9 protein-coding genes and 1 pseudogene are annotated in these 14,000 nt (G+C 72.3%); 3 read left to right on the top strand and 7 right to left on the bottom strand.

Features of this window, described 5'->3' with window-relative positions; all coding sequences use genetic code 11:
* Positions 1-209, bottom strand: a pseudogene (locus IEZ01_RS15735) (DUF4097 family beta strand repeat-containing protein); the annotation flags it as partial.
* 219 nt (positions 210-428) lie between these two features.
* Positions 429-1,550: an ADP-ribosylglycohydrolase family protein gene (locus IEZ01_RS15740; RefSeq protein WP_019887150.1), complete on the bottom strand. Its 1,122-nt coding sequence runs from the start codon at positions 1,548-1,550 to the stop codon at positions 429-431.
* Positions 1,551-1,741: 191 nt separating this feature from the next.
* Here IEZ01_RS15740 and IEZ01_RS15745 point away from each other — a divergent pair, with 191 nt between their 5' ends.
* On the top strand, positions 1,742-1,936 hold the full coding sequence (locus IEZ01_RS15745; RefSeq protein ID WP_019887151.1) for a hypothetical protein: 195 nt from the start codon (positions 1,742-1,744) through the stop codon (positions 1,934-1,936).
* Here the strand turns inward: IEZ01_RS15745 and IEZ01_RS15750 are convergent.
* Complete coding sequence (locus tag IEZ01_RS15750) at positions 1,933-4,542, bottom strand: bifunctional FO biosynthesis protein CofGH (protein WP_189202206.1); 2,610 nt, start codon at positions 4,540-4,542, stop codon at positions 1,933-1,935. The genes IEZ01_RS15745 and IEZ01_RS15750 overlap by 4 nt on opposite strands.
* 181 nt (positions 4,543-4,723) lie before the next feature.
* Between IEZ01_RS15750 and IEZ01_RS15755 the strand changes: the two genes are divergently transcribed.
* The gene (locus tag IEZ01_RS15755; RefSeq protein ID WP_229832983.1) at positions 4,724-6,370 is read left to right on the top strand and encodes a CocE/NonD family hydrolase; all 1,647 of its coding nucleotides are present in this window, start codon (positions 4,724-4,726) and stop codon (positions 6,368-6,370) included.
* 22 nt (positions 6,371-6,392) lie between these two features.
* Here IEZ01_RS15755 and IEZ01_RS15760 read toward each other — a convergent pair whose 3' ends face one another.
* Positions 6,393-7,217 carry a TIGR03619 family F420-dependent LLM class oxidoreductase gene (locus IEZ01_RS15760; protein WP_019887154.1) on the bottom strand — a complete coding sequence of 275 codons (825 nt, stop codon included), beginning with the start codon at positions 7,215-7,217 and terminating at the stop codon, positions 6,393-6,395.
* 88 nt (positions 7,218-7,305) lie between these two features.
* Between IEZ01_RS15760 and IEZ01_RS15765 the strand changes: the two genes are divergently transcribed.
* Positions 7,306-8,772 carry a CehA/McbA family metallohydrolase gene (locus IEZ01_RS15765; RefSeq protein WP_189202208.1) on the top strand — a complete coding sequence of 489 codons (1,467 nt, stop codon included), beginning with the start codon at positions 7,306-7,308 and terminating at the stop codon, positions 8,770-8,772.
* A gap of 116 nt (positions 8,773-8,888) precedes the next feature.
* Here the strand turns inward: IEZ01_RS15765 and IEZ01_RS15770 are convergent, their stop codons facing one another.
* The 3 genes from IEZ01_RS15770 to IEZ01_RS15780 all read right to left on the bottom strand — a co-directional run bounded on the left by IEZ01_RS15770 (position 8,889) and on the right by IEZ01_RS15780 (position 13,890).
* Positions 8,889-10,472 (bottom strand): APC family permease, encoded by a 1,584-nt coding sequence (locus IEZ01_RS15770; protein WP_028797647.1) that lies wholly within the window; start codon positions 10,470-10,472, stop codon positions 8,889-8,891.
* 227 nt (positions 10,473-10,699) lie between these two features.
* A complete protein-coding gene (locus tag IEZ01_RS15775) occupies positions 10,700-12,166 on the bottom strand; it encodes an aldehyde dehydrogenase family protein (protein ID WP_189202210.1) in 1,467 nt (488 codons plus the stop codon).
* Positions 12,163-13,890: an N-acyl-D-amino-acid deacylase family protein gene (locus tag IEZ01_RS15780; RefSeq protein ID WP_019887161.1), complete on the bottom strand. Its 1,728-nt coding sequence runs from the start codon at positions 13,888-13,890 to the stop codon at positions 12,163-12,165. The genes IEZ01_RS15775 and IEZ01_RS15780 overlap by 4 nt, the downstream gene beginning before the upstream one ends.
* Positions 13,891-14,000: the final 110 nt, after the last annotated feature.

Consider the following 14,000-nt stretch of genomic DNA (forward strand, 5'->3'; position numbering starts at 1 on the left):
GTCTTCGCCTCGGGGGCCTCGATCCGCAGGACGCCGTCGGTGTAGGTGACCTTCATCTGCTCGGCGGCCTTCACGTCGCGGCTCTTGGAGGCGTCGGCGGGACGGATCTCGACGGTGGTGTCGGTGCGGTCGGCGGCGATGAGCTGGATACGCCCCGAGGGGATGTCGAGGACGGTGGAGACCGGGGCGGGGGTGGCGAACGTCTGCATGGTGTTTCTCCTTCATCGGTGCTGCGGGCCCCTTCGGCCCGCTGCTTTCTGACAGGAGAAACGCTACGTTGCATTCGCAGGTCTGACAACGACCTTGTTGCGCGCGATCGACATAACAGCAGGTCAAGTACCAGAGATCGTTGCAGTGTTGATGACGCGTAACGCAACAACACCACCCCGTTCATTGCAATGAACTGGAAGTGAACGCTATGACCCGGGTCAGCCCCGCGGGTAGCGGGCCAGCCAGCCCGGGGCCGAGGCGGCCGGGCCGTGGAGGGCCGGGCCCTGGGTCATCTCCATGGCGAAGTCGTCGGCGAGTTCGAGGACGGTCGGGCGGCCCTCCAGGTCGGCCAGCCAGGCCGGTGGGAGCGCCGTCTCGCCGTGCAGGGCACCGAGCAGCGCGCCGGTCAGTGCCCCGGTCGTCGCGGAGGGGCCGTCGTGGTTGACGGACAGCCGCAGACCGTGGCGTACGTCCTCGCCGACGAGGGCGCAGTAGACGGCGACGGCCAGGGTGTGTTCAGCGAGGGCGGGGTCGCCGCCGCAGAGGGCGGCGATGCGGCCGGGGCCGGGGATGCCCTGCCGCACGGCGCCGAGGGCGTGCTGAAGCGCCTCGGTGACGGGCTGGTGGCCGGGGCGCGGGGCGAGTTGGACGAGGGCCCGCTGTACGGAGCCGTCCACGGTCTCGCCCCGGGCCAGCCCGTGCACGATCACCGCGAAGGCCCCGGCGGCCAGGTACGCGGCGGGATGACCGTGGGTCTGGGCGGCGCACTCGACGGCGAGCTGGCACACCAGCTGCGGCTCCCAGCCGACGAGCAGCCCGAAGGGCGCCGAGCGGACCATGGCGCCGGAGTCACGGGCGCCGGGGTTCTTGGGGGCGTCGAGGGTGCCGAGGATCTCGTCGCCGAGGCCGGTGAGGCAGGCGCGGGCGGGGTCGCGGCGGGCGTAGAGCCACTCCTCGCGGGCGAGCCAGCCGTTGTCCTTGCGGCGCTCGTCGGGGCCCCAGTCCCGCTGGGTGGCCGCCCAGCGCAGGTGGGCGCGGTGGACGTCGGTGGGCGGATGCCAGGCGCCGGTGTCGCGGCGGACCTGGGCGCGTATGAGCCCGTCGACGGTGAAGAGGGTCAGCTGGGTGGCGGCGGTGACGGCGCCGCGCCGGCCGTAGGCGGGGGCGGGGTCGGCAAGGCCCTCCGGGCCGTGGGCGGCCCGGATCTCCTCCAGCGTGAGGCGGTCGACCGCGGCCCCGAGGGCGTCGCCGACGGCCCCGCCGAGGAGGCAGCCCCGGACCCGGGACCGGAAGTCCTGCTGCTCGGCACGGCCCCAGACGGCCGTGGCTGCTGTGGTCACTGCGCGCCCCCTCCGAGGTACGTAGGTCTGGCCGCACTGTAATGGACCCGTCCGTACGCGCGTACGCCTCCGGGAGGACCCCGGCTCGGCCGCGCGGCGGAGGCGGACGGGACCGGCGGCCGACGTGGGCCGGCTCCTCGCGGAGCCACGATCGGGGGCAGTCCATGCCTCCTCCCGATCGGAGATCCCCCATGCTGAAGACGACCCTCCGGGCTGCCGCCCTGCTGGCGCTGGTCGCCGCCGTCGCGGCTCCGGTGGCCGTGGCGGCCCCCTCACCGGCGCCGGCGCCGCCTCCGGCCGCGATCACGGCGTCCGTCCTGAAGGGCGAGGGCCGGCTTGACTACCCCGTACGGGACCAGGAGGTCCGGGTCGCCGCCACGAACTAGTCCGCCGGCCGGTCCACCAGCGGCAGCAGCTGCGGAAGATGCCCGTCGGACGCCCGGGCCGCCGCCACCCGCTCCGCCGGGACCTCGCCGTAGAGCGTCGTGCGCGGCCGGGACGGGCGGCCCGCCGCCTCGGCGATGGCGGTGAGGTCCTTGACCGAGCGGTACGAGCCGTAACTGGAGCCCGCCATCCGGGAGATGGTTTCCTCCATCAGCGTCCCGCCGAGGTCGTTGGCGCCGGAGCGGAGCATCTCCGCCGCGCCCTCGGTGCCCAGCTTCACCCAACTGGTCTGGATGTTGGGGATGTGCGGATGGAGCAGCAGCCGGGCCATGGCGGTCACCGCGCGGTTGTCGCGGTCGGTCGGGCCCGGCCGGGCGATGCCGGCGAGGTAGACGGGCGCGTTGGTGTGGATGAAGGGGAGCGTCACGAACTCGGTGAAGCCGCCGGTCTCCTGCTGGACGGCGGCCAGCGTGCGGAAGTGGCCCAGCCAGTGGCGGGGCTGGTCCACGTGCCCGTACATCATCGTGGAGGAGGAGCGGATGCCGAGCTCGTGGGCGGTCTTCACGACTTCGATCCAGGTCGCCGTCGGCAGCTTGCCCTTGGTGAGGACCCAGCGGACCTCGTCGTCGAGGATCTCCGCGGCCGTGCCCGGGATCGAGTCGAGTCCGGCCTCCTTGGCGGCGGTCAGCCACTCCCGGATGGAAAGACCCGTGCGGGTCGCGCCGTTGACGACCTCCATCGGGGAGAAGGCGTGGACGTGCATACCGGGGACGCGGGACTTCACCGCCCGGGCGATGTCGAAGTACGCCGTGCCGGGCAGGTCCGGGTGGATGCCGCCCTGCATGCACACCTCGACGGCGCCGACATCCCAGGCCTGCTGGGCGCGGTCGGCGACCTGGTCCAGGGAGAGGGTGTAGGCGTCGGCGTCCGTGCGGCGCTGCGCGAAGGCGCAGAAGCGGCAGCCGGTGTAGCAGACGTTGGTGAAGTTGATGTTCCGCGTGACGATGTACGTGACGTCGTCGCCGACCGCCGCCCTGCGGACGTCGTCGGCGATCCGGGTCAGCGCGTCGAGGGCGGGACCGTCCGCGTGGAGCAGGGCGAGGGCCTCGTCGTCGGTGAGCCGGGTGGGGTCGTCGGCGGCCGTGGCGAGCGCGGAGCGTACGTCGGTGTCGATCCGGGACGGCACCATGCCGGGCGCCGCCCGCTCGCGCAGGGCCTCCCAGTCGCCGTACACCTCGTCGAAGTCGTCGCGCCGGTCGGAGGTGCGGCCCTCGGTGTCGATGGTGCGGTGCAGATCGACACGGCCGGTGGCGGTGAAGCCCTCGTCCGGCTCCTGCCAGGGCAGGCCGCGTACGGGCGCGTCCGGGACGGCCAGGCCGGTGTCGGGGTCGGCGAGCGCGCGGACGTGCGGCAGCAGACGGGGGTCGAGCCAGGGCTCGCCGCGCTGCACGAACTCGGGGTAGACGCAGAGGCGTTCGCGCAGCTCGAAGCCGGCCGCCGCGGACCGCTCGGCGAGGGCGTCGATCTGGGGCCAGGGCTGCTCAGGGTTGACGTGGTCGATGGTGACCGGCGAGACACCGCCCCAGTCGTCGATGCCGGCGCCGATGAGCCGGACGTACTCTCCGTCGACGAGGTTGGGCGGGGCCTGGAGGTTGCCGGCGGGGCCCATGATGTGGCGGGCGACGGCGACGGTGGCGACCAGGTCGTCCAGCTCCGCGTCGGGCATGCCGCGCATCGCCGTGTCCGGCTTGGCGCGGAAGTTCTGAATGATCAGTTCCTGGATGCCGTGGTACGCGCGGGCGGTGCGGCGCAGCGCGAAGAGCGAGTCGGCGCGCTCCTCGTAGGTCTCGCCGATGCCGATGAGCAGTCCGCTGGTGAAGGGGACGGAGGAGCGTCCGGCGTCCTCCAGGACACGCAGCCGTACGGCCGGTTCCTTGTCCGGTGAGCCGTGGTGCGGGCCGCCAGGCTCGGACCACAGGCGGGTGGCGGTCGTCTCCAGCATCATGCCCATGCTCGGCGCGACGGGCTTGAGGCGCTGGAAGTCGGTCCAGGTCATGACCCCGGGGTTGAGGTGCGGCAGCAGCCCGGTCTCCTCCAGGATCCGGATCGCCATGGCCCGTACGTACGCGATGGTGTCGTCGTAGCCGTGCGCGTCCAGCCATTCGCGGGCCTCGGGCCAGCGGTCCTCCGGCTTGTCGCCAAGGGTGATGAGGGCTTCCTTGCAGCCCAGTTCGGCGCCGCGGCGGGCGATGTCGAGGACCTCGTCAGGGGACAAGAAGAGGCCGTGCCCGGCCCGGCGGAGCTTGCCGGGGACGGTGGCGAAGGTGCAGTAGTGGCACCGGTCGCGGCACAGCCGGGTGAGCGGAATGAAGACGCTCTTGGAGTATGTGATGACCCCCGGGCGGCCCGCCGCCGCCAGGCCCGCGTCCCGCACCCGGGCCGCCGAGGCGGTGAGGTCGTCGAGGTCCGCGCCGCGCGCCTGGAGCAGTACCGCCGCCTCGGTGACGTCGAGCGCGACGCCGTCCCGCGCGCGCCTGAGCGCGCGCCGCATGGCGTTCGCCGTGGGGGCGTTCGGCCCGGTCGGGGACCCGGTCGGGATAGTTGTCATTCTTCAGAGCATACGAGCGCGTCCCGTCGGCGGAACCGGTGGCGTCTTCCGGCCAATGTACGGAAGAGCCGCAGAAGTCTGCGTACTCCGCGACCCATACTGAATGCCGCTCCGGGCCCAGAGCAGTGGAACTCCTCGCATGCCTTCCATGTCGCCCATCGACGGAATGGACGGATCCGCCATGACTTCTCCCGTGCAGGGCTCGCAGCCGGAGAGCCTCTACCCCGAACTCGACGAGGCCGCCCTCGCCCAGTACTTCGCCGCCCTCACGGGTGACGAGACCGCCCCTCTCGCCCCCGCCCGGGCCGCCGAGGTCGCCGAGGCCCGCGCGCTGGTCGCCCCGGTCCCGGTCCGGATCCCCGGGGCCGGCCAAGACCTGCTCGACGGCGTCTTATGGACGCACCTGACCGGCGACCGGGCCCGGCCCGCGATCGTGATGCCCTCCCCGTGGACGGACCTGGGCTGGCTGGCGTACGCGGTGCAGGCGACGCGCTTCGCGTACAGCGGCTACAACGTCCTCGCGTACACGGCACGCGGCTTCGGCCGTTCCGAGGGCGAGGTGGAGGTCGGCGGGCCGCTGGACATCGAGGACGGCAGCAGGGCCCTGGACTTCCTGATCGAGCGCACCGGCGGCGAGCCGACCCGGGTCGGCTTCCTCGGTGACTCCTACGGCTCCGGGATCAGCCAGCTCGTCGCCGCCCACGACCACCGGGTGGACGCCGTCGTGGCCCTGTCGACCTGGGGCGATCTGGGGGAGGCGTTCTACGAGAACACCACCCGGCACACGGAGGCGGTGCGCAAGCTGCTCGCCGCCGCGCAGAACGCCCGGCTGAGCAAGCGCACCCAGCAGGTCTTCGACGACGTGCTTGCCGACCGGAACGTGGACGAGACGCTCCAGTGGGCGGCCGAGCGCTCGCCGTACACCTATGTCGCCGCGCTCAACAGCCGCCAGGTGCCGGTGTTCTTCGCGCACGCCTGGCACGAGACGCTGTTCCCGTCCAACCAGACGCTGAGGATGTTCCACGCGCTGACCGGCCCCAAGCGCATCAACATGTCGATCGGCGACCACTCGGGACCGGAGATGACCGGGATCGTCGGGCTGCCGAACCGTATCTGGACCGATGCCCACCGCTGGCTCGGCCACCACCTCCAGGACGACGACAACGGCATCGACACCGAGGGCCAGGTCGTCAGCCAGATCATGTGGAACAAAGCCCTGGAGTCCCGCCCGACCTGGGCCGCCGTCACCGGCTCCACCCAGCGGCTCTATCTGGCCTCCCCCGGCGCGACCGGGGACCACACCCTCGCCGACGGCCCGGACACCGGCTGGAGCCTGTCCATCCAGACCGGCGCGGACACCCCGGCGACCGTCGCCGACGAGATCATCCTGACCGGCTACGACGAGATGGCCGGCAATCCGAAGGTGTACCCGACCGCTGCCATCAGCCGCGCCGACGCCGGGGTGTGGGTGACCGCCCCGCTGCCCGTCACCACCGGCCTGCGCGGCGTTCCCCGGCTGCGGCTCACCTACACCCCGAGCGCGGACCGCTCGACGTTCGTCGCGCACCTCTTCGACGTGGCGCCCTCGGGCAGCGCGCACATCGTCACGCACGCGCCGTTCACCCGCCTGGACGGCGAGCCCGGGGTGGCGGTGACGGCCGACATCGAGCTCCAGGCCACGGGTTACGACGTCCCCGCCGGGCACCGCCTGATGCTGGTCATCGACACCAGGGATCCGTTCTACGGCGACGCCAACGCACCGCGCGCCACGCTCACCCTCTCCTCCCCGGCGGCCGACCCGTCCCACCTCGAACTGCCCCTTCGGTAGGGGCTCAGAGGTACCGGGCGTATCAGAGGTACTGGGCGTAGTCGTCCAGGACCCGCAGCACCTCCGCCTCCCCGGCCGGCGGAAGCTGCAGCACCACCTCGTCGATGCCGAGCCCCGCGTAGTGCGCGAGCTTGCCGGGGTTCGGCATCACGGCGTACGGCACGACCTGGAGGGCCTCCGGGGCGCGTCCCGCCTTCTCCCACACCTCGCGCAGCACGGGCACGGACTGCGTCAGCCCGCGCCCGCCGATGGGCAGCCAGCCGTCGCCGTACTCCGCGATGTGGGAGAACAGCGTGGGCCCGGCGGCGCCGCCGATGAGCGTGCGGGGGCCGCTGACCGGCTTGGGGAAGGCGTACGAGGCCCGTACGGACCCGAACTCGCCCTTGTACGCGGTCGGTTCGGGCGCCCACAGGGCGCGGATGAGCGCCATCCGGTCGCGGCCGAGCTCGCGCCGCCTCGACCACTCCACTCCGTGGTCGGCGGCCTCTTCCTTGTTCCAGCCGAAGCCGATGCCGAGGGTGAAGCGGCCTCCGGAGAGATGGTCGAGGGTCGCGATCTGCTTGGCGAGGGCGATCGGATCGTGCTGGGCGACGAGGGTGATGCCGGTGCCGAGGGCCAGCCGTTCGGTCACGGCGGCGGCCTGGGCGAGGGCGACGAACGGGTCGAGTGTGCGGCCGTATTCGCGCGGCAGCTCACCGCCCGCCGGGTTGGGGGTGGCGCGTTCGACCGGGATGTGGGTGTGCTCGGGGAGGTAGAGCCCGGCGAAGCCGCGCGCCTCCAGTTCGCGGGCGAGGCGGACGGGCGTGATCGTCTCGTCGGTGAGGAAGATCGTGGTCGCGATGCGCATAGGGGCAAGGTAGGGCGTGCGGCGGTGATTTCCGAGAGATGCGGCAGGCGTTGTTCCGTCGTTCACGGCCCGCCACCACAGTGGCGGTATGACGAGCAGACGGGCACTTCTGGTGACGGGCGCGGCATCCGCGCTTACGTTGGGAACCGTGAGCTTCGCCGAGGCGGCCGCTGGGGAGGGTGACCGGACGGAAGTCGTCCGGGGCACCCTGCCGCCCGGCTCCCCCGACTTCGTGTACCTGCCGGTCGAGGTCCCGCACGGGGTCCGTGAGCTGCATGTCGCCTACGCCTACGAGCGTCCCGCCGTCCCCGCCGGCACGGCCGGGAACGCCCTGGACATCGGGGTATTCGACGAGCGCGGCTTCCGGGGCTGGTCGGGCGGGGCGCGCACGGAGTTCTTCCTGCGCTCGGACGCGGCGACGCCCGGCTATGTGGCGGGGCCGGTACGGGCCGGGACGTGGCGGATCGCGCTGGGGCCGTACACGGTCGCGCCGCAGGGGCTGGCGTACACGGTGACGATCACGCTGCGGTTCGGGCCGTCGGAGCCGGTGGTGCGGCCGGTGTATCCGCCGGAGCGGGCGCGGGGCCGGGGGCGGGACTGGTACCGCGGCGACTGCCATCTGCACACCGTGTACTCGGACGGGCGCCGGACCCCGGCGGAGGTGGCGGCGCTGGCCCGTGAGGCGGGGCTCGACTTCCTGACCACGACCGAGCACAACACCCATGCGGGGCATGGCGCGTGGGCCGGGCCGGCCGGGGACGATCTGCTGATCCTGCTCGGCGAGGAGGTCACCACCCGCAACGGCCATGTGCTGGCGCTGGGCACGGACCCGGGGACGTTCGTCGACTGGCGCTACCGCGCCCGGGAGAATCGTTTCGGCCGCTACGCCAGGGAGATCCGGCGCGCCGGCGGCCTCGTCGTGCCCGCGCATCCACACGCCACCTGTATCGGCTGCGCGTGGAAGTTCGGCATGGGTGAGGCGGACGTGGTGGAGGTCTGGAACGGCCCGTGGACCGCGGACGACGAGGTCTCCCTCCAGGCCTGGGACTCGGCGCTCGGCCGGGGCCGGTGGACCCCGGCGATGGGCAACAGCGACGCGCACCGCGACCCCGACCGGGTCGGCACCCCGCAGACGGTCGTCCTCGCCGACGACCTGTCCCGGACGGCGATCCTGGCGGGCCTGCGGGCGGGGCGCAGTTACGTCGCCGAGTCCTCGGCGGTGTCGCTGTCGTTCACGGCCGGCGACGGGCGGGGCCGTACGGCGGACATCGGCGAACGCCTCGCCGCGGCGCCGGACACCCCGGTGACGGTCCAGCTGACGGTGACCGGAGCCCCGGACTGCACGGCCCGCCTCGTCACGGACCAGGGCACGCTGCACACGGCCCCGCTGCCGCCCGCGGGCGAGGGAACGGTGGAGTGGCGCACGACCCCCGCCTACGCCACCTACGTCCGCGCGGAGGTCCGCCGGGCCCCGGTCGTGCCGGGCCTTCCGGGACCGCTGGTCGCGTTCACCAATCCGGTGTTCCTGGACGGCTCCGCGGCCTCGACAGCATGAGCGGCCCGTGACCCGGACAGGCGGTTCGTCGGTCGTGCCGCCTTCAGCGGGCTTCGGCCGGAACGCGGGCACGACGATGCCCCATGCCCCCGTCCGGGCATGGGGCATCCTCACTGTCAGTCGGTGACGACCAGGGACGGCGTCTCCTTGGTGAGGACCTCGCCGCGGAAGAAGGCGGGGCTGCGGCGGCTCATCACCAGCATGATCACTCCGCCGAGGAGCAGCAGGCCCACGCCGATCACGAAGACCGAGCCGACGCCGAGGACCGAGGAGCCTGAGCCGTAGGCCGGGTCCCACATGTCGTAGAGCGTCTTGGCGAAGACCGCGGTCAGCATCAGGCCGCCGAGGACCGGGAAGACGCCCTTGTAGACGAGGTCGCGGCCGGAGCGGAAGATCTCCTTGCGGAAGTACCAGGCGCAGGCGAACGCGGTGAGCGAGTAGTAGAAGCAGATCATCAGGCCGAGCGCGTAGATCGTGTCGATCAGGACGTTCTCGCTGACCAGGGTCATCGCCGTGTAGAAGACGCCCGTCGCGGCGCCCGCGGTGACCGTCGCCTTGCCGGGGACCTTGAAGCGGGGGTGGACCTTGGCGAAGGACGCCGGCAGCGCCTCGTACGTCGACATCGCCAGCACTGTGCGGGCCACCGGGATGAACGTGGTCTGGAGGCTGGCCGCGGCCGACGCGAGGACGGCGACGAAGAGGGCGATGCCGAGGACCGGGCCCATGACGGGGCCGGCGAGCGCGGCGAAGACGTTGTCGGAGGTCTCCGGGTTGGCGAGGCCGAGGCCCTGGTCGCCGGAGCCGACGGCCATCTGGGCGGCGACGCCGGTGGCCAGGTAGGAGCCGACCAGGACGACCATCGCGATCAGCGCGGCGCGGCCGGGCGTCTTGGCCGAGCCCGAGGTCTCCTCGTTGGTGGACAGGCAGGCGTCCCAGCCCCAGTACATGAAGATCGAGAGCGACAGACCGGCGGTGAAGGCGGCGAAGGACTGGACCGCGAACGGGTTCATCCAGGTCCAGGAGAAGTCGATGCCGGTGTCGAAGGCGCCGCTGCCCGCCTTCTGGAAGGCCATGGCGACGAAGACCACGAGTACGACGAGCTGGAGGCCGACGAGGGCGTACTGCACGTCCTTGGTGGCGGTCATGCCGCGGTAGCTGATCGCGGTGGCCAGGGCGATGAGCGTGAGGCAGGTCAGGATGTGGACGGCCTTGTTGTCGTCGAGCCCGGCCACGTACTCGCTGCCCGAGATCTCACCTGCGAGGAGCCAGAAGTAGGAGGTCGCGACGCCCGCGAGGTTGGAGAGCACGATGATCGTGGCGATCACCAGGCCCCAGCCGCACATCCAGCCGATCTTGGGGCCGAAGGCCTTCACGGTCCAGGTGAAGGAGGTGCCGCAGTCGGGCATGGCGCGGTTGAGCTCGCGGTACGCGAAGGCGACCAGGAGCATCGGCAGGAAGCCGGCCAGGAAGATGGCGGGCATCTGCAGCCCGACCTCGCCCGCGGTGGAGCCGAGCGTCGAGGTCAGACAGTAGACGGGGGCGACTGTCGAGATGCCGATGACGGCACTGCCCATGAGCCCGACGGAGTTCCCGCCCAGCCCTTTGGTACGTACGCCATGCGTGTCGCCCGTGGCGTTGACGCCCCTTACCGTGTCTCCACCCTGGGGCCGAGCCCCGGGCTGCGCATCAACCTGAACCATGAACAGGACGTTAAATGCTGCGGTTTCCTTATCCGGAGGCTTGAAATCCGAATACGAGGCCGATCTTCACCTTGGTTTTCCAGGCACGCCAGCAGCCTCCATCGATGATTGAAAGATCGACCACCGGCCGCGCCGACCGATCGGCAGGCGCAGCCGGGGAACCGTCCGATATGCGGGAACCGCAGCACTGACCGTTTTGTCCGTTTTCAAATTTTCCCGCGCCGTTTTCAGCCCGGCCACACCACCGCCTGGATCTCGCTGTACGCGTGCAGCGCGTACGAGCCCACATCCCGCCCCACACCGCTCTTCTTGAAGCCGCCGAAGGGCGCCTCCATGTTCCGGCCGACGGTGTTCACGCCGACCCCGCCGGCCCGCAGCCGGCCCGCGACCCGGAAGGCCCGCGCCACGTCGCCGGACCACACGTAGTCGAGGAGGCCGTAGTCGCTGTCGTTGGCGAGCGCGATCCCCTCCTCCTCGTCGTCGAAGGGCACCACCACCACGACCGGCCCGAAAATCTCCTCCCGCACGATCCGCATGTCGGCGGTGCAGTCCGCGAAGAGCGCCGGGGCGACGTAGAAGCCGCGCGGCAGGCCGGCGGGCCGCTCCCCGCCCGCGACCAGCCGGGCGCCCTCCTTGCGGCCCAGCTCGACGTAGGACTCGATCCGGTCCCGGTGCGCCGCCGAGATCACCGGGCCGACCACGGTGCCCGGCTCGGCCGGGTCGCCGACCTTCATGTACGCGAGGTAGCCGGTCAGCTTCTCGATCAGCTGCCCGTAGATCCCGCGCTGGGCCAGCACCCGCGTCGGGGCCGTACAGATCTGCCCGCTGTAGAACGCGAAGGTGGTGCCGATGCCCATGACCGCCGCGTCGAGATCGGCGTCGTCGAAGACGAGCGCCGCGCCCTTGCCGCCCAGCTCCATCAGCTGCCGCTTCAGGGTCCGCCCGCACACCTCGCCGATGCGCTGCCCGACGGCGGTGGAACCGGTGAAGGACACCATGTCCACCTCGGGGGCCTCGACCGCCGCGGCACCGACCGCCGGCGAGGAGCCGGTGACCACGTTGACCACCCCGGGCGGCGCACCCGCCTCCTGGAGGGCGCGCGCCATCGCGTAGACCGAGAGCGGATCCTGCGGGGCCGGTTTCACCACGACCGTGTTGCCCATGGCGAGGGCCGGGGCGACCTTGCCGGCCGGGTTGGCCCAGGGGTTGTTGTACGAGGTGATGCAGGTGACCACGCCGACCGGGCGCCGCACCGCCACGGCCCCGAACACGCCCGCCCTGCCCATCGGGCCGGCCTCGTTGATCTGCGGCGGCAGCGCCTGCTCGACCGGCTCCAGGGCGCCGCGCGCGTACCGCCGGAACCGCGAGATCCCGACCGCGACCTGCATCCCGCGCGCCGTCCCGGTCGTGGCGCCGGTCTCGGCCTGGGCGAGGACGGTGTTCGGCCCCGCGTCCCGGGCCATGAGGTCGGCCGCCCGGTCCAGGATCGCGGCCCGCTCCTCCGGCGCCGTACGGGACCAGGTGGCGAAGGCGTCAGCAGCGCAGCTGGCGGCCGCGAGGACCTGCGCCCGGCTCGCCTCGGGCGCGAGCCCGACGGTCTCCTCCGTCGCGGGGTTGATCACCTCGTAGTGCCCGCCGTCGGGCTCGACCCATTCGCCGCCGATGAACAGCCGCTCGGTCAGCCGCTCGGTCACCGGGTGCTCACCGTCCTGGTGTCCCGGCCCGAGCGCAGCACCCGGCCGGGGATCGCGCCGGTCACCTCGTCGTCCCGGACCGTCTCGACGCCGTTGACCCGCACGGAGACGATCCCGACCGCGCGCGAGTCGAGCCGGGGGCTGTCCCCCGGCAGGTCGTGGACGAGGGTCGCCGGGCCCGCGTCGATCCGCTCCGGGTCGAAGAGGACGAGGTCCGCGTGGAAGCCCTCGGCGATCCGGCCGCGCTCGCGCAGCCCGAAGAGCCGGGCCGGATCGTCGGTGAGCATCCGTACGGCCCGCTCCAGCGGCACCAGCCTGCGGCCCCGCAGACAGTCCCCGAGGAAGCGGGTGGTGTACGGGGCGCCGCACATCCGGTCCAGGTGCGCGCCGGCGTCCGAGCCGCCCAGCAGCACGTCCTCGTGCTCCCAGGTCTCCCGGCGCAGCGCCCAGGAGTCGGGGTCGTTGTCGGTGGGCATCGGCCACAGGACCGTACGCAGCTCGTCGTTGGCGCAGATCTCGACGAGGCAGTGGAAGGGGTCCTGGCCGCGTTCGGCGGCGATGTCCGCGACGACCCGGCCGGTGAGGCCTTCGTTCGCCGGGGAGTACGTGTCGCCGATGACGTACCGGGCGAAGTGCGCGAGGCGCCGGAAGACGCCCGCCTCCTTGGAGTCGGCGCGGCGCAGCATCTCGGCGCGCACGTCCGGGTCGCGGAGCCTGGCGATCCGCTCGGGGACGGGCAGGGCGAGGATCTCGCCCCAGCCGGGGATGAGGTTGAGCGCGCAGAAGGTGCCCAGCGACATGTTCATGGGGGTGAGGATCGGCATGGTGAGCGCGACGATCCGGCCGCCGGCCTTCCGCGCGCGTTCGCTCGGGACGAGCTGGCGCGGGACGCGTTCGGGCACGGCGGCGTCGATGGTGAGGACGTTCCAGTTGAGCGGCCGGCCGGCGGCGGCGCTCATCTCCACGAAGAGGTCGATCTCCTCGTCGCTGAACTGGTCGAGGCAGCCCGCGAGGATCGCCTCGATCTGGGTGCCCTCGTGTTCGCCGACCGCCTTGGACAGGGCGAGGAGTTCGGCGGGGGTCGCGTGGCGGGAGGCGACGGGCCGGCCGTCGCCGTCGGAGTGGGTGGCGGACTGGGTGGTGGACAGTCCCCAGGCACCGGCGTCCATCGCGTCGTGGAGGAGGGCGGTCATCTGCTCCAGCTGCTCCGCGGTGGGCTGCCCGCCGACGGCGTCGGCGCCCATGACGTACCGGCGCAGGGCGCAGTGGCCCACCATGAACCCGGCGTTGACGGCGATGCGCCCTTCGAGGGCGTCGAGGTACTCGCCGAAGCTGTGCCAGTTCCAGGGGGCGCCCTGCTCCAGGGCGACCAGGGCCATGCCCTCGACCTTGGACATCATGCGGCGCGTGTAGTCGGCGTCCTCGGGCCGGTCCGGGTGGAGCGGGGCGAGGGTGAAGCCGCAGTTGCCGCCGGCGACGGTGGTGACGCCGTGGTTCATGGAGGGGGTGGCGAAGGGGTCCCAGAAGAGCTGGGCGTCGTAGTGGGTGTGCGGGTCGACGAAGCCGGGGGCGAGGACGAGTCCGGACGCGTCCTCGCTGGTACGGGCTGCCGCCCCGGCCTCGGGGAAGACGATCCGCCCGTCGCGTACACCTACGTCGGCGGTGAAGGCGGGGGCGCCGGTGCCGTCGACGACGGTGGCGCCCTTGATCAGGTGATCGAGCATGACGGTCCTTTCTGCGCGTGGACACGGGCGTGCCCCGGCCGGGGCCGCCGCGGAACGGCCTCCGGCCGGGGCCGGTACGGGACGGCGGTCCGGGAAGACGCCGTCCCCGC

The sequence above is a fragment of the Streptomyces purpureus genome, from assembly GCF_014648195.1.
GTDB classification, from domain to species: Bacteria; Actinomycetota; Actinomycetes; order Streptomycetales; family Streptomycetaceae; genus Streptomyces; species Streptomyces purpureus.

Excerpts from the sequence above, each read along its gene's own strand:
- IEZ01_RS15745 (WP_019887151.1), top strand. The coding sequence starts at position 1,742 with ATGCTGAAGACGACCCTCCGGGCTGCCGCCCTGCTGGCGCTGGTCGCC.
- IEZ01_RS15750 (WP_189202206.1), bottom strand. The coding sequence starts at position 4,542 with ATGACAACTATCCCGACCGGGTCCCCGACCGGGCCGAACGCCCCCACG.
- IEZ01_RS15755 (WP_229832983.1), top strand. The coding sequence starts at position 4,724 with ATGACTTCTCCCGTGCAGGGCTCGCAGCCGGAGAGCCTCTACCCCGAA.
- IEZ01_RS15760 (WP_019887154.1), bottom strand. The coding sequence starts at position 7,217 with ATGCGCATCGCGACCACGATCTTCCTCACCGACGAGACGATCACGCCC.
- IEZ01_RS15765 (WP_189202208.1), top strand. The coding sequence starts at position 7,306 with ATGACGAGCAGACGGGCACTTCTGGTGACGGGCGCGGCATCCGCGCTT.
- IEZ01_RS15770 (WP_028797647.1), bottom strand. The coding sequence starts at position 10,472 with ATGGTTCAGGTTGATGCGCAGCCCGGGGCTCGGCCCCAGGGTGGAGAC.
- IEZ01_RS15780 (WP_019887161.1), bottom strand. The coding sequence starts at position 13,890 with ATGCTCGATCACCTGATCAAGGGCGCCACCGTCGTCGACGGCACCGGC.